The 17738-nt window shown below is 40.5% G+C and carries 20 protein-coding genes; 1 reads left to right on the top strand and 19 read right to left on the bottom strand.

Annotation, left to right across the window (positions count from 1 at the left end; translation table 11 throughout):
- Nucleotide 1 precedes the first annotated feature (1 nt).
- The 19 genes from nuoK to OK025_RS08390 form a co-directional block, all read right to left on the bottom strand.
- The gene (gene nuoK / locus OK025_RS08480) at nt 2–331 is read right to left on the bottom strand and encodes an NADH-quinone oxidoreductase subunit NuoK (RefSeq protein WP_046673084.1); all 330 of its coding nucleotides are present in this window, start codon (nt 329–331) and stop codon (nt 2–4) included.
- Nucleotides 331–828, bottom strand: a complete 498-nt coding sequence (locus OK025_RS08475; protein ID WP_317669098.1) for an NADH-quinone oxidoreductase subunit J — start codon at nt 826–828, stop codon at nt 331–333. The genes nuoK and OK025_RS08475 overlap by 1 nt, the downstream gene beginning before the upstream one ends.
- An 11-nt stretch (nt 829–839) precedes the next feature.
- Nucleotides 840–1349 (bottom strand): NuoI/complex I 23 kDa subunit family protein, encoded by a 510-nt coding sequence (locus OK025_RS08470; RefSeq protein ID WP_046673082.1) that lies wholly within the window; start codon nt 1347–1349, stop codon nt 840–842.
- A gap of 13 nt (nt 1350–1362) precedes the next feature.
- A complete protein-coding gene (nuoH, locus tag OK025_RS08465; protein ID WP_317669097.1) occupies nt 1363–2406 on the bottom strand; it encodes an NADH-quinone oxidoreductase subunit NuoH in 1044 nt (347 codons plus the stop codon).
- Between the two features lie 8 nt (nt 2407–2414).
- The gene (locus OK025_RS08460; protein ID WP_317669096.1) at nt 2415–3434 is read right to left on the bottom strand and encodes a 2Fe-2S iron-sulfur cluster-binding protein; all 1020 of its coding nucleotides are present in this window, start codon (nt 3432–3434) and stop codon (nt 2415–2417) included.
- Nucleotides 3435–3464: 30 nt separating this feature from the next.
- The gene (nuoF, locus tag OK025_RS08455; RefSeq protein WP_317669095.1) at nt 3465–4820 is read right to left on the bottom strand and encodes an NADH-quinone oxidoreductase subunit NuoF; all 1356 of its coding nucleotides are present in this window, start codon (nt 4818–4820) and stop codon (nt 3465–3467) included.
- 1 nt (nt 4821) lies between these two features.
- Nucleotides 4822–5343: a complex I 24 kDa subunit family protein gene (gene nuoE / locus OK025_RS08450; RefSeq protein WP_075990305.1), complete on the bottom strand. Its 522-nt coding sequence runs from the start codon at nt 5341–5343 to the stop codon at nt 4822–4824.
- Entirely contained in the window at nt 5336–6571 is a 1236-nt protein-coding gene (locus OK025_RS08445) for an NADH-quinone oxidoreductase subunit D (RefSeq protein WP_317669094.1), read from the bottom strand. The genes nuoE and OK025_RS08445 overlap by 8 nt, the downstream gene beginning before the upstream one ends.
- Before the next feature lie 10 nt (nt 6572–6581).
- Entirely contained in the window at nt 6582–7079 is a 498-nt protein-coding gene (locus OK025_RS08440; protein WP_075990307.1) for an NADH-quinone oxidoreductase subunit C, read from the bottom strand.
- Entirely contained in the window at nt 7080–7631 is a 552-nt protein-coding gene (locus OK025_RS08435) for an NADH-quinone oxidoreductase subunit B (RefSeq protein ID WP_075990308.1), read from the bottom strand.
- A gap of 60 nt (nt 7632–7691) precedes the next feature.
- Nucleotides 7692–8066 carry an NADH-quinone oxidoreductase subunit A gene (locus OK025_RS08430; protein ID WP_088163316.1) on the bottom strand — a complete coding sequence of 125 codons (375 nt, stop codon included), beginning with the start codon at nt 8064–8066 and terminating at the stop codon, nt 7692–7694.
- Nucleotides 8067–8184: 118 nt separating this feature from the next.
- Entirely contained in the window at nt 8185–9984 is a 1800-nt protein-coding gene (locus OK025_RS08425; protein WP_317669093.1) for a tetratricopeptide repeat protein, read from the bottom strand.
- A gap of 25 nt (nt 9985–10009) precedes the next feature.
- Entirely contained in the window at nt 10010–10936 is a 927-nt protein-coding gene (locus tag OK025_RS08420) for a substrate-binding domain-containing protein (RefSeq protein WP_317669092.1), read from the bottom strand.
- Nucleotides 10937–11266: 330 nt separating this feature from the next.
- Nucleotides 11267–12154: an energy transducer TonB gene (locus OK025_RS08415; protein WP_286843375.1), complete on the bottom strand. Its 888-nt coding sequence runs from the start codon at nt 12152–12154 to the stop codon at nt 11267–11269.
- A 31-nt stretch (nt 12155–12185) separates the two neighbouring features.
- Nucleotides 12186–12743, bottom strand: coding sequence for a biopolymer transporter ExbD (locus OK025_RS08410; protein WP_312334938.1), 558 nt, complete (start codon nt 12741–12743; stop codon nt 12186–12188).
- A gap of 24 nt (nt 12744–12767) precedes the next feature.
- Nucleotides 12768–13430, bottom strand: a complete 663-nt coding sequence (locus tag OK025_RS08405; RefSeq protein ID WP_317669091.1) for a biopolymer transporter ExbD — start codon at nt 13428–13430, stop codon at nt 12768–12770.
- A gap of 101 nt (nt 13431–13531) precedes the next feature.
- Nucleotides 13532–14368 carry a MotA/TolQ/ExbB proton channel family protein gene (locus tag OK025_RS08400; RefSeq protein WP_286843400.1) on the bottom strand — a complete coding sequence of 279 codons (837 nt, stop codon included), beginning with the start codon at nt 14366–14368 and terminating at the stop codon, nt 13532–13534.
- 432 nt (nt 14369–14800) lie between these two features.
- Complete coding sequence (locus OK025_RS08395; protein ID WP_317669090.1) at nt 14801–15151, bottom strand: translation initiation factor; 351 nt, start codon at nt 15149–15151, stop codon at nt 14801–14803.
- A gap of 4 nt (nt 15152–15155) precedes the next feature.
- Nucleotides 15156–16034: a diacylglycerol kinase family lipid kinase gene (locus tag OK025_RS08390; RefSeq protein WP_317669089.1), complete on the bottom strand. Its 879-nt coding sequence runs from the start codon at nt 16032–16034 to the stop codon at nt 15156–15158.
- A 304-nt stretch (nt 16035–16338) separates the two neighbouring features.
- On the opposite strand from OK025_RS08390, the gene metK reads away from it, so the two are divergent.
- On the top strand, nt 16339–17592 hold the full coding sequence (metK, locus tag OK025_RS08385; protein WP_317669088.1) for a methionine adenosyltransferase: 1254 nt from the start codon (nt 16339–16341) through the stop codon (nt 17590–17592).
- Nucleotides 17593–17738: the final 146 nt, after the last annotated feature.

Here is a 17738-nt window from a genome sequence, read left to right as displayed (position 1 = left end):
TCTACCAACGCAGTTTATTTAAGGAATCGATATCCACAGACTTCGTATTCCGATATACCATAATAATAATCGCCAAGCCAACGGCAACTTCTGCCGCCGCCAATGCCATGATAAAGAAGACAAACACCTGCCCGGATGAATCGCCATGCTGCACTGAAAAAGCAGCCAAAAGAAGATTTACCGCGTTAAGCATCAATTCAATAGACATCATAATAATAATGACGTTACGGCGAATAAGAACACCAATAACACCAATAACGAAAATAATCGCACAAAAAATCAGATAATGATTTATTGGCACCCCCTGCAACTGTTGAACAACTGTTTCCATTAGATTTGTTTAGGTTCTTTCTTAGCTAATAATATTGCTCCAATCATTGCCGTCAATAACAATAATGATGATAACTCAAAAGGAAGCAAAAATTCGTTAAACAACACCTTACCCAGATTCTTAACCAACCCAATTTCTGGATTAACAACAGTCAAGGGATTAGAAATATCAAATACGCGGTATACACCGAAGAAAGTCACCAATAGGCAACAGCCGGCGATTACGCCCATAAACTTAACCAAATTGGATTTCATGGGTTCGATATCCTTATTCAGGTTGAGCAGCATCAATACAAATAAAAACAAAACCATGATGGCTCCCATGTATACGATGAAATTCACCACAGCCAAAAACTGCGCATTCAAAAGAATATAATGTACGGTAAACGTGAAAAACGTAATGACCAGATACAATACACTGTGCACAGGATTTTTTGTAAAAATGGTCATCAGCGCAAAGAAAATAGACAAGAAGGCTACAAAATAAAATACTGTCATAATTTCTTGGTTTAGCTCTTTAACTTGGTAATATCAAAAGTTGGTTCGACCAATTTGTCTTTTCCATAGATAAAATCCTTACGGAGATAATCTGCTGTCACATGTGGTCCATCCAAATAGATCGCTTCTTTCGGGCAAGCCTCTTCACACAAGCCACAGAAAATACAACGCAACATATTGATTTCATATACTGACGCATATTTTTCCTCGCGATAAAGATGCTCCTCCCCTTTTTTACGCTCCGCAGCGGTCATTGTAATCGCCTCCGCAGGGCAGGATAAGGCACATAATCCACAGGCTGTACAACGCTCACGCCCTTCTTCGTCACGTTTGAGCGAATGCTGGCCCCTGAAGTTTTTCGAATAAGGTCTTATTTCCTCCGGATATTTAATGGTTGGAATTTTCTTAAAAAAATGCCTTAATGTAATGCGTAAACCTTTGATAATAGCGGGAAAGTAAATTCTTTCCGAAAATGTCATCGGTTTTTGTTCAATTACTTTTTTACGATTGGTTAGTTGCATAAAATGTCCTTTCTTATGAGAAATAAGTATCTTTAATCAATGTAAATACACCTGTAAGTACAATATTGGCAATCGCCAATGGAATCAACATCTTCCAGCCCAGATTCATCAATTGATCGTAGCGGAAACGTGGTAAAGTCCAGCGCACCCACATAAAGAAAAAGATAAACAGCAATATTTTAATGAAGAATGCAACCACCCCGACGATCGTGATCATATTGGCCGACCATCCCAGATCATTCATAAAAGGGAAATTGTATCCGCCAAAATAAAGAGATGCCATCAGCGCCGAGGAAACAAACATATTGATGTATTCGGAAAACATATAAAGCCCCAATTTCATGGAGGAGTACTCCGTATGGTAGCCACCAACAAGCTCCGTTTCACATTCTGGCAAATCAAAAGGAACCCGATTACATTCGGCGAAAGCACAGACCATAAAAATGAGAAAGCCCAAGGGCTGTGACCAGATATTCCAATTGACAAAACCCGACTGTTGTGCAACGATTTCTTCGAGTGTCAAAGTGCGCGTTACCATCAATAGCGCAATAAGTGATAATCCCATTGCAATCTCATAGCTGATACTCTGTGATGCTGCACGAATTGCCCCCATAAGTGAGAATTTATTATTGGAAGCCCAGCCGCCCAACATGATACCATATACACCCAGTGCAATCACACCAAACATATACAACACCCCTACATTGATTCCTTGTGCAACCTGCAAAGAAATCGTTCGGTCTCCAATCTGTAGCTCCTGCCCCCATGGAATAACGGCTGAACTAATACATGCCGTTATAATCGCAATTGTAGGTCCCAAAATAAAGAGCACCTTATGTGCGCCTGCCGGGATAATTTCCTCTTTAAAGAAAAACTTCCCCCCGTCGCACAAGGGTTGTAAGATCCCGAAGATACCAGCCCGATCAGGCCCATATCGATCTTGCATAAAGCCTGCAATTTTACGTTCCGCAAGTGTCGAATACATCGCGATCACCAAGGTGATAACGAAAACTATGGACACCAGTATTAATTTTTCGATGACAAAAGACCACTCCATGTTTGTGATTATTTCAATTTTTCTGTTCTAGCCAACTGTTCGCGATTTTGTTCCTGCAGTATCGGATTCTCTTTAACAACTTTCGGCGGATTAAATAACTCGTAGTGATTGGCAGAAATGACGGAATGGCGATCTATTTCTGTCGGTTCTTCCAACACCCAATCGCTCGTTTTTTTCTGATCAAAGCGACAGGTATTGCAGATAAAATCCTCCACCTCACCATATTCATCCTTTCGAGCAGTCACCCGAATAACTTCTTCGCCTTTATACCATAAGGTTACCTTACCCGAACATGTCGGACAATCGCGATGAGCATCGACAGGCTTCGTAAACCATACCCTATTCTTAAAACGGAAGGTTTTATCCGTCAAAGCACCCACAGGACATACATCAATGACGTTTCCGGAAAAATCATTATCGATTACATTTTCGATATACGTAGATATTTCAGCATGATCCCCTCTTCCTAAAATGCCGTGTACACGCTGATCGGTCAACTGATTTGCGACATAAACACAACGGTAGCAGAGAATACAACGGTTCATATGCAATTGGATCTTATCGCCCAGATCAATGCGTTCGAAGGTACGTCGATCGAATTCGTAGCGTGTATGAGCACTGCCGTGTTCATATCCAAGATCCTGCAATTTACATTCACCAGCCTGATCGCAGATAGGACAATCCAACGGATGGTTAATCAATAAGATTTCAACAACCCCTTTTCTCGCTTCCACCACCTCCGGCGAAGTGATATTCTGCACCTCCATACCGTCCATCACCGTTGTACGGCAAGAAGCAACCAGTTTGGGCATAGGCCTCGGATCTTTTTCAGATCCCTTGGATACTTTTACCAAGCAGGTACGGCATTTACCGCCACTTCCCTCCAGTTTGGAGTAGTAACACATTGCCGGAGGGACTATATCGCCGCCGATCTGTCTCGCTGCATTTAATATGCTTGTCCCAGGAGCAACCTCTACCGGTATACCATCAATGGTGACCTTAAACTTTATATCTTCCGCTTCTGCCATGATATGATTAATTTATCGTTACAGCTTCTATTATGATACTATTGGTTGTAAAGGATCAGCATAATGTGCCAGTCCATAATTTTTTGTTTGTGACTCTTCCGGATGCAGGATATGCCATTCAAATTCATCCCTAAAGTGTCGTATTGCAGCTGCCACAGGCCATGCCGCAGCATCCCCCAATGGGCAAATTGTATTCCCTTCTATTTTTCGTTGAACGTCCCACAGTAAATCAATATCCTCCATAGCACCATGACCGCTCTCGATCTTGTGCAGTACCTTCTCCATCCAACCTGTTCCTTCACGACAAGGCGAGCATTGGCCACAGCTTTCATGATGATAGAATCGCGCAAAGTTCCAGGTATTACGCACCACGCATTGATCCTCATCAAATACGATGAAACCACCTGACCCAAGCATTGTACCGGTTTGGAAGCCACCATCAGCCAATGACTCATAAGTCATCAACCGGCTATTTCCAGCAGCAGTTTTCAAGATCAGATTAGCCGGTAAAATAGGCACCGAAGAGCCGCCGGCTACGACCGCTTTCATTCGTTTCCCATTGGCAATACCACCACAGTATTCATCCGAGTAAATGAACTCTTCAACGGGCAGACCAAGTTCGATCTCATAGACACCAGGTTTTACAATATTTCCGCTAGCGGAAATCAATTTTGTTCCGGTACTACGCTCTACACCGATTTTAGCATACTCTTCACCACCCAAATTAATAATGGGAACTGTGGTTGCAATAGACTCCACATTATTCACCACTGTCGGGCAGTTATATAAACCCGCTATCGCTGGAAAAGGGGGTTTAATACGTGGGTTACCGCGTTTACCTTCTAAGGACTCTAATAAAGCCGTTTCCTCTCCACAGATATACGCTCCACCTCCCGGTTGAACATAGATCTCCAGATCATACCCCGAACCTAAAATATTTTTACCCAAAAACCCTTTTTCCTTGGCTTCAGCAATAGCACGCTCCAGAATTCTGATCTGTGGCATCATCTCTCCACGCACATAGATATACGAGGTATGAGCCCCCAAAGCAAAGCTGGATACAATCATTCCCTCAATGAGTGCGTGCGGAATATGTGTCATTAAATAACGGTCTTTGAATGTCCCTGGTTCAGACTCGTCGGCATTGCAGACCAAATAGCGCGGCACCCCCTCAGGTTTGGCCAAAAAGGACCATTTCATCCCCGTCGGAAAACCAGCTCCCCCACGACCACGTAATCCAGACTTCTTAACCTCTTCGACAACGTCCTCAGGGGACATTGTCTTTAATACTTTTTCAACAGCAACATAACCACCTTTTTGTCGATAGACCTCAAAGGTATTGATGCCCGGAACATCGATATGAGTCAACAAAAGTTTACGTGCCATATTATTCTGTTTTAGCTTTTAAATTATCAATCAATTCGTCGACTTTATCTTCTGTCAGATTCTCATAGAATGTATACTCAGGACCGATCTGTAAGACGGGTCCAAAACCACAGGCAGCCAAACATTCTACACCACGCCAAGAGAAAAGCCCATCGCTTGTGACCTGGCCCTCCTTTACACCGAGCTTTTGCTCTAAATGCCCCATAATACGCTCTGCACCGACCAAACAACAAGGCCCGGTACGACAAATCTCCAGTACATATTTTCCTTTAGGCTGTAACAGGAACATGGTATAGAAGGTTGCCACCTCATACACCTCAATCGGTAATATATTCAGGTAAACAGCAACCTTATCCATCGCATCTGCGCTGACCCAGCCGTATTCCGCCTGAACCAAATGTAAAATGGGCAATAAGCCCGATTTCTGCTTTCCTTCGGGGTAACGGCTTACCACTTCTCCAAACTTGGCTAACAATTCTGGAGAAAACGTTACATTTTCATTATGTTGTTTTACACTAAGCATCTAATTCTCCAGCTATAACGTTAAGACTACTCATATTTATAATGGCATCTGAAATCAGCATTCCTGCACTCATTGGCGCAAACATCTGATAGTTGACAAAAGAAGGTCTCCTGAAATGCAGACGATAAGGTGACCGTCCACCATCATGAATCAAATAAAAACCAAGTTCACCATTTGCCCCTTCGACCGCATGATAAACTTCGGCTTTAGGGGTGTCCACCTCACCCATGACGATTTTAAAGTGGTAAATTAGAGCTTCCATATTGGTATACACCTGTTCTTTCGGAGGTAAATAGAAATCAGGAACCTCCGCGTGGAAAACGCCTTTAGGTTCTTTCTCTATTTTCGCTAATGCCTGTTCAATAATCCGAAGTGATTGCCACATTTCGGCATTCCGAACCATGAAACGATCGTATACATCCCCTGTTGTACCAACAGGTACATCGAAATCAAATTCTTCATACGAGCAATAAGGATTCTGTACGCGCACATCGTAATCTACACCTGTCGCCCGTAAAATAGGACCAGACCAGCCATAATCCAGGGCATCTTCTGCTGTTACAGCAGCAACACCCGACGTTCGTTCGATAAAAATGCGGTTACGAACAAACAACTCTTCAAACTCTCGCAAGACCGGAGGATAGCGTTTCAGAAATTCACGTATTTTCTCAAAGGCTATAGCATTGAAATCACGCTCGAAGCCTCCAATACGACCAATGTTCGTTGTCAGACGAGCGCCACAGATTTCTTCAAAGATTTCATAGATAAACTCGCGTTCCTGCATCACATACAAAAAGCCCGAAAAAGCACCCGTATCTACCCCCAAAATACCATTACAAATAATATGGTCCGCAATACGGGCAAGCTCCATAACGATAACACGCATATATTGCACCCGCTTAGGAATTTCTATCTTGAGCAGTTTCTCAACGGTCATATGCCAGCCCATATTATTGATTGGAGACGAGCAATAATTTAGACGATCAGTCAAAGGCGTTATTTGATAAAAAGGTCGATGTTCAGCAATTTTTTCAAATGCGCGGTGAATATAACCGATCGTGGACACGCCACTCACAATACGCTCGCCATCGATTTGTACCACGTTCTGAAATACGCCATGCGTAGCGGGATGCGTGGGACCAATATTTAGGGTAATCAGCTCGTCCTGCGGATCGTTGTCTTCGAAGACAGGCTGATTAGATGTTATCTTGCTTATAAATTCGCTCATATCGTATAAATTAACGGCCGAAATACAAATCTTTCTTATCTACGCGATTTGGATCTTCCAAAGGATATTCCTTACGCATTGGAAACACCTCCATATCATCTACATTCAGAATCCTTCTCAAATCGGGGTGCCCTATAAAATTGACACCAAAAAAATCAAAAGTTTCACGCTCCATCCAGTTCGCACCTTTCCAAACGACGGTTGCTGTTGGAATCTCAGGATTCGGTCCATACAAAAAGACCTTCACCCGGATTCGGATATTATGAACGAGACTATGAATATGATAAACCACAGCAAACTCCTTTTCTAAATGCGGATAGTGCACTGCCGTAATATCGGTCAGATGGATAAACTGCAACTCCTTATTCGATTTCAAGAAACGAAGTACATCAATCACATCTTCCGTATCCACGACAATCGTCAATAAATTGTGTGCATCTTGAATTTCGTTAATCTTTGCCGGAAAATTTCCTTGGAGCTTATCCAATAAAAAACTGTTTTCCATCATCTATTTATTTGTATGTATTCCGTACTTCTCAAGCAGCGCTTTGTATTCGGGTGTATTTCTCCGGTTCAATGATTCATTCTTTACAATATCCTGTAGACGCAACACGCCATCCAAAATTGCTTCTGGACGGGGAGGACAACCAGGTACGTAGACGTCAACCGGTATGATTTCATCTATTCCTTGTAAGACAGAATACGTATCGAAAATACCACCACTAGAAGCACAGGCCCCAACAGCAATTACCCAGCGCGGCTCGGCCATTTGCACATACACCTGCTTTAACACCGGAGCCATTTTCTTAGCAATGGTACCCATCACCAATAGCATATCTGCCTGACGCGGCGAAAAACTAGGGCGTTCGGCACCAAATCTAGCCAAATCGTAAGTAGAGCCCATCGTTGCCATAAACTCGATACCACAGCAGGATGTGGCGAAAGGCAAAGGCCATAACGAGTTGGCTCGGGCCAAGCCAATGGCTTTGTCCAAACTTGTCGCAAAAAAACCTGCGCCTTCTACTCCCGGAGGAGCTTCTGCCAATTTTATATCACTCATGAAAAGTCGATTTATAGGTTTAAGTATTGCTGGCCCAAAGGCCAACCATCACGGGAATATCTAATCCCAACTCAATGCTTTTTTCTTGATCACATAGATAAAGCCCAACAAAAGCAGTCCCATGAAAATAAACATCTCGATCAAGCCCTGTAGTCCCATTTCCCGAAAGTTGACTGCCCATGGATACATAAAAATAACTTCAACATCAAATATGACAAACAGGATAGCGACCAAGAAATATTTTATGGAGAAAGGCTGCCTGGCATTTCCGACAACTTCAATTCCCGATTCAAAAGCTCCAAGCTTATTTTCTGTGCGGACTTTTGGTCCGATAAGGTGTGTAATAATTATGGTACCTACTCCAAATCCTACAGCTACTAAAAGCTGTATAAATATAGGCAAGTAGTCGATCGGCATACTATTGGCTTGCTCCATCTCAATTAAATTTATATTGGTAACTGTCTTTAAATATAGAGATTCCAAGGTAAAAAACAAAACAAAAAAGGCGTAGATATTACTATCTACGCCTAATTTAGAATGATTTTACTTAAGCCTATTTAATACCTTGTAAATAGCCTTTAACCGCTTCATTAGCTGGATCTATTGCCAATACTTTCTGGAAGCTTTCTTTCGCTTTAGGAAGATCCTGTTTTACATAATAGTAAAGACCGATATAGGTATTCGCATCGATTAAATAATTTTTATTTTTCTCTTGCGCACCACGTTGATTGATTGTTTCAATCAATTTTTGGAAGGATGCTACGAAATCACCTTTTGGTTGTTCCAAATTATCAGCCGTCAATGCAGCAAAAGCCTTGTAATAAAGCGCATTAATCAAATATTTATCTTGTGCTTCTTTATTATCAGTTGTTTCGATCACAGTTAAGAAAGTTTGTGATTTTTGTAAATCCGCAATTGCTTTGTCTCTCAATTCTTGATTAACCACAACTTGTTCCTCATTTTTACTAGCTGCATCTTCTTTAGCACCGATTTGGTAATAGGCTTCTCCAGCATAGTAATTTGCATCAAACAGATATGTTTTGTTATCTTTATAAGAAGCAACTAGCTCGAATAAAGAGGCTGCTGTTTGCAATTCTTGCTCTTGGTATTTAGCAAAAGCTAACTCAGCTGTTTCTCCCAACAATTCTTTGTCTAAATCAATTGCTTTCTTAATATCGGCAATACCCTTTTGAATATTCGCTGTATTCTCTGCTGTCAATACCGGAGCCGCAGTAGCCGTACTATCTGCACCAGCAGCTGCTGGTTTTGGGCTATTTGCAGCAATCTCAGACATACCTAGATACATATAATCCAACGGAATTACACGATCTTTTTCCATTTTGCTAAACATCTGGTTTAAGTACTCCAAGGCTTTCGGATAATCTTTAGCTTTTTGGAAGGCAATATAACCCAAATAACGGTAGATTTTTGGATCTACAGAAGGGTTTTTCGCTAATTCCTCAGAAACGACCTTCAAATCGTCATATTGACGCGCGTAAACCAAGAAATCGGCATAACGGATTTTAGCTTCCAATGAATTATCACCCGCTACTTCTAGGTATTTTTTGTATTGCTCAACACCCTTTTTATTTAACTCGACATATTTCTCGTCAGAAGTACCCGGCAATCTAGACCATTGGTTATATGTTTCAGCCAACTCACGGTAAGTAGGTGCGTATGCCGGTGTTTCTGCTGCGATAGCTTCCAATTGTGTGATAGCCTCATCAAAAGCTTGAGCGCCACGTACAATCACAGCTTGTCCAACTTTCGCCTGTACTGAATTTGGATCAATATCCGTCGCCTCACCATAGCTTGTATAGGCCAATGAACCTTCTTTCAAACCGCGGTACGCATCACCTAACGCGATAGGAACAGCTACGTCTTTTTTATTTTTCTCTTTCGCCTGTGTCAGGTATTCCAACGCTTTTGCATAATCAGGCTCTGGAGCATTAATATATGCACGACCGATTTCCAATAATGGCTCATAATCCTTTTTTCCTAATTTTGCTGTTGCCAAAGCGAATTTAGATTCAGCGCTTGCTTTATCTTTTTTCATTAAGTCAACATAACCCAAACCTACATTATTAATTGTAGCCTTTGGATCAGCAGCCAAACCTTGGTTGAAAATCGCAGCGGCAGAATCCGCTCTGTCGTTTACCAAATAAATTTGACCCAAATAGAAATAATTATCTCCATTCTTAGGTTGCTTAGTCACTAACTGTTGAAGGATAGTTTTCGCTTTACCATAATTTTCAGCCTCGATGGCTGCTCTAGCATCTTTCAAACTTTGTGCACTCACTGTGCCCACAGATCCAGCCAATAAAAGACTAAATAATAATTTACTGTTTGTCATAATCTATTTTTGTACTATTTATTATCTATTTAATATAACTTTCATCTCTAATAATGATCTCTCGTCCGGGCATTGTAGCAGGAACCAATCCAGCCTTTAATACAATCCGCTGTCCACGATCCCCTGTCAAGAAGGCACTAAAGCCTAAACCCAAGCCCATATTTGGCTGATAGTTCATAATGTAGACAGGCCTTACAAAAGGATATAAGCCATCAGCAATAGTCGATTGGGACGGCCGAAAAAAACTCGCCTTTTCACCCTCCTTACCAACACTTTCGATGCTCAATGTACGAATTTTATCCAATAAATTCGAATTTTTTTCTATCGCTTTTAAATACCAATTGTATCCGATAACGCCTACTGCATTGGCATTTTCACTGACATATTTCATGACATCTTCACTATCTTTCAAAGCAGAAACAGCTTTCGGATCAATTTTGTTCAATTTGAAATAATCTTTCAAATAGCGCAGTGTACTTGAATTGGCATTATCGAAGATCAATCGCTGTCCCCCTAAGTTACCTTCCAACAAAGACTTAACGTCTTTTTGCTGCATTATAGTATCAGTACTGTTACGATTATTAATCAATACAACGGCATCCGAAGCCATTTGGAATATTTTAGGTTGAATGCCACGTTTTTTAAAGTAGCTATCTTCTTCATCTGTCAACTGTCGGGTCAACACAACCACATAAGCAGAATCAGACAATAAGGCATTCACCGCTTTAATCTCGGGCCGTGCCATGAGCTCCAAACTCGAGTTTGGATAAGAACTTTCAAAAACATCCGCAGACTCCCGAATAATAGGCAACAAAGTTTGATCCACAATAACGGGTAGCTTACCCGTTAGAATATCATCGCTCTCTTTCGTTTGCTTTGTTTTATTTTCGCAGGAAACAAAAATGCCCATACAGATGCCAAGCATCACAAGAATCATTTTATATTTTCTCATATGATACATCATAAAATAAGACAGTTTAATTAAAAAATAGTTTAATTTTTGAAGAGAGAATTGGTTGTCGCCAAAAAGAAGAGGGCAGTTAATTAAAAATTATTTTGCCAAAGCCGTACAAACCGCATAAAAGAATACAGAATCAATACAACACCAAAGATTGTTTTGTAAGTAGGATTAATCTCAATGGGAAAATTATCCCAGAATATAATCAAAAGGCCCAAAACAAAATAAAAGCCAAACATAAAAAGTCCTAAAATAGACAGAAACCGCTTCAGAGGCGATTTCTGTCTATAATTTGAACTATTATTCGAATTAAAATTTGTCATTCTAATTTTGAAGGTTCAATCGAATTGGCAAAGTGTACGCTACACGAACTGGACGGCCATTTTGAATACCCGGCTTCCATTTCTTCGCTTTCTTAAGCAACCTTACGGCTGCATCACCAGTACCATATTTCAAATCGCGTTTAATATTGATGTCTGTCAAGCTACCATCTTTTTCTACGACGAAGGATACCTCAACGACACCATTTACACCATTTTCAGTTGCCGCAGCTGGATACTCGTAGTTTGAACCTACCCAAGACATAAATGCTTGCATACCGCCTACGGGCATTGGCTGAACCTCGATGGCATTAAATGGAAGAATTTCATCTCCATTACCATTTGGATCTCCTTTTGCAGCACCAGTAATAGCGCCATCTTGTTTCTTCGAACCAAATTCGCCACGTGCTACAGAAGTACCTGTCGGACTACCTTTCAAAGTAATACGCGCTGGAGTTTTATTTGGATCTTTCAATTCTTCCTGAGAAGCAACTTCTTCTACAACTTTGTTTGCAGGAGCTACTTTAGGCTCAGGGAAACGAACCAAATCCTCTTTTGGTACATCCATGGCCACTTGTTGAGGTTTTTCTTCCGGTTCTTGTGGAAGTGGCTCCTCTTCTGGTGGTTCTGGTGGTTTGATTTCTTCAAGGTCTTCCAAAGTAACTTCGGTTACTGCCGGAGGTGCCTCAACAGCTTTCTTCGGGAACAGCTTACTTCCAAATACACTAAGGAAACTAGCTATGGCTACAATGCCGATAACGACAAGAAGCCCCCGGTTAGTCGCTTTAGGCGCAAGTTTACGAAGCTCGTAAGCTCCATATTCCTTGTTGCGGCCCTGGAAAACGACATCAAGCCATTCTTTCTTAAAAATATCTAATTTTGACCCTATCATTTTATTTTAGTTTTTTGTGTCAATCTAATAACTAATCATTATAGATATTGTCACGTTTTAACACTTCGACTTCTTCAGGTGTAATCTTTCCGATCATATAGCGTTTGACGTCTACAATTTTCATCTCGTCAAGAATATCAACCAGATTACGTTGTGTACATTTTTCACTAGGACGTATGATTACGATCATGTCTTTGCCGCCTGAAACGCGAGGTACATAAGCCTTTTTCTCCATCAAGACCTTACGAATCCCATCTGCACCGTAACCGGCAACAGTAGGACCTTCGATCGGACGAGCAACTTGACCATATACCCAAGAGACTTTATTGTCAGAACCCAATAAAATTGTCAGGGAGCGATTATCTGCTGTAAGCAATTCATCGCTTTGTTGCTCCTTAATTTTATTTTTGTCTGGCATAGCCACATCCATTGCCTGCGGTTTATTTAAGGACGTGGTCAACATGAAGAAGGTAATCAACAAGAACGCCAAATCCACCATGGCTGTAAGGTCGACCTTACCACCATTTTTCTTGGATCTTACTTTCCCGCCTTTGCCTTTTTTACCACTATCCTGATTTAATTCTGCCATTGTTTGTTCTTATTAAATCGTCAATTATTTCTCCTCAGCACGCATGCCTGTTATGAAACTAAACTTGTTTTGCTTTTGATTACGCAATGTTTCAATAACTAAATTAACCGAAGGATATTTCTCATTCGCATCTGCTTTGATAGCCATCTTCAGAGGTCCAGGGTGCACGAAGTTCTTATCAGTAGCTTCCTTTTCTTTATTTACTTCTTCAGCTGCAAGACGGGCATTTTGAACCCAGTAATACAACTCATTTGAAGTATTCTCTGTACTATCAACCGGGATACCAGTCTGCAGACCTTTTTCTGTACGCTTACTTCCATCCAAGGCCAATAACCCTTTTAATTTAGACATTGGTACACCAAAGTTTTCCATCAATTTGAAACGATCGTAATCTTCTTGTGAAAAGCCAACGCCATACTTTGCTGACATTCTTTCAAGTGCTTTTACACGAACCTGTTGATCAGTCGTACCGAAGAAAACTTTACCTTTATCGCCTATTGTGATCATACCTACATTTGAATCAGGTAACTTATCTTTCGTAGTCGATGCTGGGGTATCTACTTGCAAAGCCTCTGGTTGGCGCGCAGTCGCCGTTAAGACGAAGAACGTAAGCAGTAAGAACGATACGTCACACATCGCTGTCATGTCGATCGACGTACTGGCTCTTTTTACTTTTGCTTTACCCATTTTAAATTCTTCCTTTTAAATTAAAAACTCAATCTTCTATCCTATGATGCTTTTGGTTTTTGATTTCCATAAAATAAAATCAAAAACTTTCACCATAGTTCTTATTTGTGGTTTGCAGCGTATGTTTGTACGATTGAGAAACCAGCTTCGTCGATAGAGTAAGTTAATTTATCGATTTTTGCAGTAAAGATGTTATACAATACGATAGCGAATGTTGAAGTCGCGATACCAGTTGCTGTATTGATCAAGGCCTCAGAGATACCGTTTGCCAATTTAGCTGAATCTGGAGCACCACCTGTTGCCAATGCCGAGAAGGCTTTGATCATACCTGTTACTGTACCCAATAGACCACATAATGTACCGATAGAAACTAATGTAGCGATAACATTTAAGTTTTTCTCTAACATTGGCATTTCTAATGCTGTAGTTTCTTCGATTTCTTTTTGAATTGCAATAGCAGCTTTTTCAGTGTTTACTTCAGGATCTGCAGATACTGATTTGTATTTCAATAAACCAGCTTTTACTACGTTTGCTACTGAACCTTTTTGTTTGTCACACTCAGCGATAGCTGAATCGATGTTTCCACCATTAATTAACGTTTGAATTTTACGAACGAAGTTTCCTACGTTACCATTACCAGAAGCTTTGTTAATAACGATAAAACGTTCTACTGAGAAAACCCATACCATCAAGAATAAACCAAGCAAAACAGGTACGATAGCCCCAGCATGGTAAACCATTCCTAAGTAAGAGCTTAAACTTCCGCCTGGGATTGGTGCATTTTCATGATTTCCATCAACAAAGTTTGCAGGGTTACCCATTACAAATTTCCATAAACAGAAACCAACGATGAAACAGATGATGATTGCAGCTTGAGCGAAGAAAGATCCTCCGTTGTTGCTCTCTTGTTTTGCAGCAGTTTTAGGTGCGTTTGCCATTTTTCTAATTTTTAGTTTTTTACTGTTGTTTAAATATATAATGTTGTTTAAATTATATGCACTCTTATTTGCTTTTGAAACCAATTTTGCAAAGCAAATTTAATATTTAATGTCAAATTTAAAATATTCCTCTTAAATATATAAAAAAAATCAAATTTGTTTTTTAAAACTGAATACACCATTAACAGTGTTATTTTTCTCAGCAGTTCCCGTTATATAATCATTGTTACTCTATGCTAAATCGCTTATTCGCAATAATTATTTTACAATGAAAGCCATTTTTTTTTTGATATGCAAAAAAATCAAGGATTTTAAACGACAAAAAGTAAGTGATTACTCATGTTTTCAAACAATCGCACAGTCTTAACCAAAACCATACTTGCCTAATAAACAATTCATTAGATTTAATACGAATATCCTCGTTATACTTGTTTAACCACCGACTAATTTTACGCGATACCCTTCTTTAAGTAACAACTCATAGATCTTTTGTTTGAACTCTCCTTGTATGATGATCTCTCCATCTTTTACCGTTCCGCCCACTCCGCACTTCTGTTTCAACAATTTACCTAAGCTTTCTAGATCTTCCGCTTTTCCGACAAACCCCGTAACCAACGTAACAACTTTCCCCTTCCGCATTTTACGATCCAGTTGTACCTTCAAGTTTTGCTGGTTGACCGGTAAAGTATCAGCTTCCTGAAAAAAATCAGCCAGCTGATAGCTGAAACTGTCATCTGTTGAATATACTACGCCCTCGTAGGACTGTTTTTTATTTTTGCTCATGACCTTAACAAATTATCTTTAGTGCTTTTGGTATAATGGAAATATCCAGTTTATCGCCAAGCTCGATCGGTTCTCCATCCACATGGACCGGTGAAACCTTATCGACCTCGATCTGAATATTTTTTCCCGGAATAATCTCGACATAACTGGATTGATCTGCCGATTTATTAAAAAGATGAAAAATCATCTTTGGCAGTATATAAAGTGGAAATTTGTGCACGATACATACGTCCAAAATACCATCATTAACCGAAGCCTGTGGTGCGATATAGGCATTGTTCCCATATTGAGGAGAGTTCGCTACGCTGATCATAAAGGCTTGTCTTTCGTACACCTTTCCATCAATCGTCAATTTATAATGTGCAGGCTGATACTTGCTGAGCACATTAAAGACCGATTTCATATAGCCCAGAGGTCCGCGAATATTTTCATTCGCAAAATTTTCACTCACGGAAGCATCAAAACCTAAACCCGCGATATTAAAAAATCGTCTATCGTTAATTAAACCACAATCAACCTCAATCGATTCAAAACGATTAATCCGACGGATAGCAGCCGCTTCATTCATAGGAACCCCTAGATAGAGCGCTAGGCCGTTGCCAGAGCCCTCAGGAATAATTCCCAATGGAATTCCAGATCCCACCAAAGCGGAGCCCAGTTCATTGATCGTCCCATCACCTCCGACTGCTATAACTGCATCATAGCCTTCCTTGACCGCTTTCAGTCCAATTTCATACGCATGATTCGGCCTTGCAGTTTGTTGAAAGGTCGGATCAAACTTCTGTAGATCAAGTACATCCAGCACCTGTTTTTTAAAGGAAGTTTTATTTTTTCCTCCTGAAATAGGATTAATAACAAACAATATCTGTTTACGTTCTGACATATCCAAAGATAGCGGAAATTACCAATTTCTTAAAATAATGTAATCTTTATACCTATTAACGCATTTCGCTGAGCTTTTAAAAGTTAAAATATAAATTTGATTTTAAATAATCCTTAAAGTATTGTAGCTTTGTCGCACAAAAAATAGAATGTGGACTGATTTGCGTGCTGTTGCATAACAAGGCAACGACAAGGAGATTGCAACCACAGTAAAAAAGTGCTAAAAACCCTTCGCTATCACGGCTCTTATCACTTTGCTGTTATTTCATTCTAGCGCAAATCCAATATTAAAAATTACGTAAAGCATGGCTTATTTATTTACGTCAGAATCTGTTTCTGAAGGGCATCCAGACAAAATTGCGGATCAAATTTCAGATGCATTAATAGACAATTTTTTAGCATGGGACGAGGACTCTCGCGTCGCTATTGAAACACTAGTAACCACAGGACAGGTTGTCCTTGCGGGGGAAGTTAAATCAAACATATACCTCGATGTTCAGAAAATAGCCCGTTCGGTGATCCAGAAAATTGGCTATACCAAATCTGAGTATATGTTCGAGGCAAACTCCTGTGGCGTTCTTTCGGCGATTCACGAGCAATCTGCTGATATCAACCAAGGTGTAGACCGCAAGACAAGACAGGAACAGGGGGCGGGTGACCAAGGTATCATGTTCGGTTATGCAAACAACGAAACCGAAAACTACATGCCGTTGGCATTGGACCTATCGCATCGCTTACTGTATGAACTGGCCGAGCTGCGTCGCGAAAATAACGAAATCAAGTATTTGCGCCCCGACGCAAAATCTCAGGTAACCCTTGAGTATAGCGATGATCACAAACCAAAAAGAATTGACGCAATCGTCATCTCTACACAACATGATGAGTTTGATACCGAGCAAGCCATGTTGGATAAAATTACACACGACATCAAAACGATCTTAATTCCACGTGTTAAAGCACAATTGAAACCAGAACTTCAGTTGTTATTTAACGATGAAATTAAGTTTCATATTAATCCCACCGGCAAATTTGTTATCGGTGGACCACATGGAGATACAGGACTAACCGGACGGAAGATCATTGTCGATACCTACGGCGGTCGAGGTGCCCATGGTGGTGGTGCTTTCTCAGGAAAAGACCCATCTAAAGTAGACCGCTCGGCAGCATACGCAACGCGCCATATTGCTAAAAACTTAGTGGCAGCAGGTGTTGCAGATGAAATTCTCGTACAGATTTCCTATGCAATCGGTGTAAAAGATCCAATGGGAATCTATGTAAATACCTATGGAACGAGCAAAGTAAATTTGACCGATGGCCAGATTGCTGAAAAAATTGCCCATTTATTTGACATGACTCCATACGGAATTGAAACGCGTTTGGGACTGAGAAATCCAATTTATTCAGAAACGGCAGCCTATGGTCACATGGGAAGAACGCCAAGAAAAGTAACCAAAGAGTTCGAAAGTTCAACAGGCGAGAAAAAGCAAATTGAGGTTGAACTTTTTACTTGGGAAAAACTAGATTATATTGACAAGGTAAAAGCAGAGTTTGGAATATAGCATCCAACATCCATCAAAATATAAAAGGGAGGCATAACGTCTCCCTTTTTGTTGGCTGAAAACGCCTATTTTTCGTTAACCACAAAAACCATTCGCCCACGATCAGCGTCATTGGTATTGTTGAATTCACGAAGGTTTTGTATCTT

This window comes from Sphingobacterium sp. UGAL515B_05, from assembly GCF_033097525.1.
GTDB lineage: Bacteria > Bacteroidota > Bacteroidia > Sphingobacteriales > Sphingobacteriaceae > Sphingobacterium.
The sequence above is the reverse complement of the archived record's forward strand: the minus strand, read 5'-3'. Positions and strand labels throughout refer to the sequence as shown.

Bases quoted from the DNA above. Each gene is read 5' to 3' on its own strand.
- nuoK (WP_046673084.1), bottom strand. From the start codon at position 331: ATGGAAACAGTTGTTCAACAGTTGCAGGGGGTGCCAATAAATCATTAT.
- OK025_RS08475 (WP_317669098.1), bottom strand. From the start codon at position 828: ATGACAGTATTTTATTTTGTAGCCTTCTTGTCTATTTTCTTTGCGCTG.
- OK025_RS08470 (WP_046673082.1), bottom strand. From the start codon at position 1,349: ATGCAACTAACCAATCGTAAAAAAGTAATTGAACAAAAACCGATGACA.
- nuoH (WP_317669097.1), bottom strand. From the start codon at position 2,406: ATGGAGTGGTCTTTTGTCATCGAAAAATTAATACTGGTGTCCATAGTT.
- OK025_RS08460 (WP_317669096.1), bottom strand. From the start codon at position 3,434: ATGGCAGAAGCGGAAGATATAAAGTTTAAGGTCACCATTGATGGTATA.
- nuoF (WP_317669095.1), bottom strand. From the start codon at position 4,820: ATGGCACGTAAACTTTTGTTGACTCATATCGATGTTCCGGGCATCAAT.
- nuoE (WP_075990305.1), bottom strand. From the start codon at position 5,343: ATGCTTAGTGTAAAACAACATAATGAAAATGTAACGTTTTCTCCAGAA.
- OK025_RS08445 (WP_317669094.1), bottom strand. From the start codon at position 6,571: ATGAGCGAATTTATAAGCAAGATAACATCTAATCAGCCTGTCTTCGAA.
- OK025_RS08440 (WP_075990307.1), bottom strand. From the start codon at position 7,079: ATGATGGAAAACAGTTTTTTATTGGATAAGCTCCAAGGAAATTTTCCG.
- OK025_RS08435 (WP_075990308.1), bottom strand. From the start codon at position 7,631: ATGAGTGATATAAAATTGGCAGAAGCTCCTCCGGGAGTAGAAGGCGCA.
- OK025_RS08430 (WP_088163316.1), bottom strand. From the start codon at position 8,066: ATGGAGCAAGCCAATAGTATGCCGATCGACTACTTGCCTATATTTATA.
- OK025_RS08425 (WP_317669093.1), bottom strand. From the start codon at position 9,984: ATGACAAACAGTAAATTATTATTTAGTCTTTTATTGGCTGGATCTGTG.
- OK025_RS08420 (WP_317669092.1), bottom strand. From the start codon at position 10,936: ATGAGAAAATATAAAATGATTCTTGTGATGCTTGGCATCTGTATGGGC.
- OK025_RS08415 (WP_286843375.1), bottom strand. From the start codon at position 12,154: ATGATAGGGTCAAAATTAGATATTTTTAAGAAAGAATGGCTTGATGTC.
- OK025_RS08410 (WP_312334938.1), bottom strand. From the start codon at position 12,743: ATGGCAGAATTAAATCAGGATAGTGGTAAAAAAGGCAAAGGCGGGAAA.
- OK025_RS08405 (WP_317669091.1), bottom strand. From the start codon at position 13,430: ATGGGTAAAGCAAAAGTAAAAAGAGCCAGTACGTCGATCGACATGACA.
- OK025_RS08400 (WP_286843400.1), bottom strand. From the start codon at position 14,368: ATGGCAAACGCACCTAAAACTGCTGCAAAACAAGAGAGCAACAACGGA.
- OK025_RS08395 (WP_317669090.1), bottom strand. From the start codon at position 15,151: ATGAGCAAAAATAAAAAACAGTCCTACGAGGGCGTAGTATATTCAACA.
- OK025_RS08390 (WP_317669089.1), bottom strand. From the start codon at position 16,034: ATGTCAGAACGTAAACAGATATTGTTTGTTATTAATCCTATTTCAGGA.
- metK (WP_317669088.1), top strand. From the start codon at position 16,339: ATGGCTTATTTATTTACGTCAGAATCTGTTTCTGAAGGGCATCCAGAC.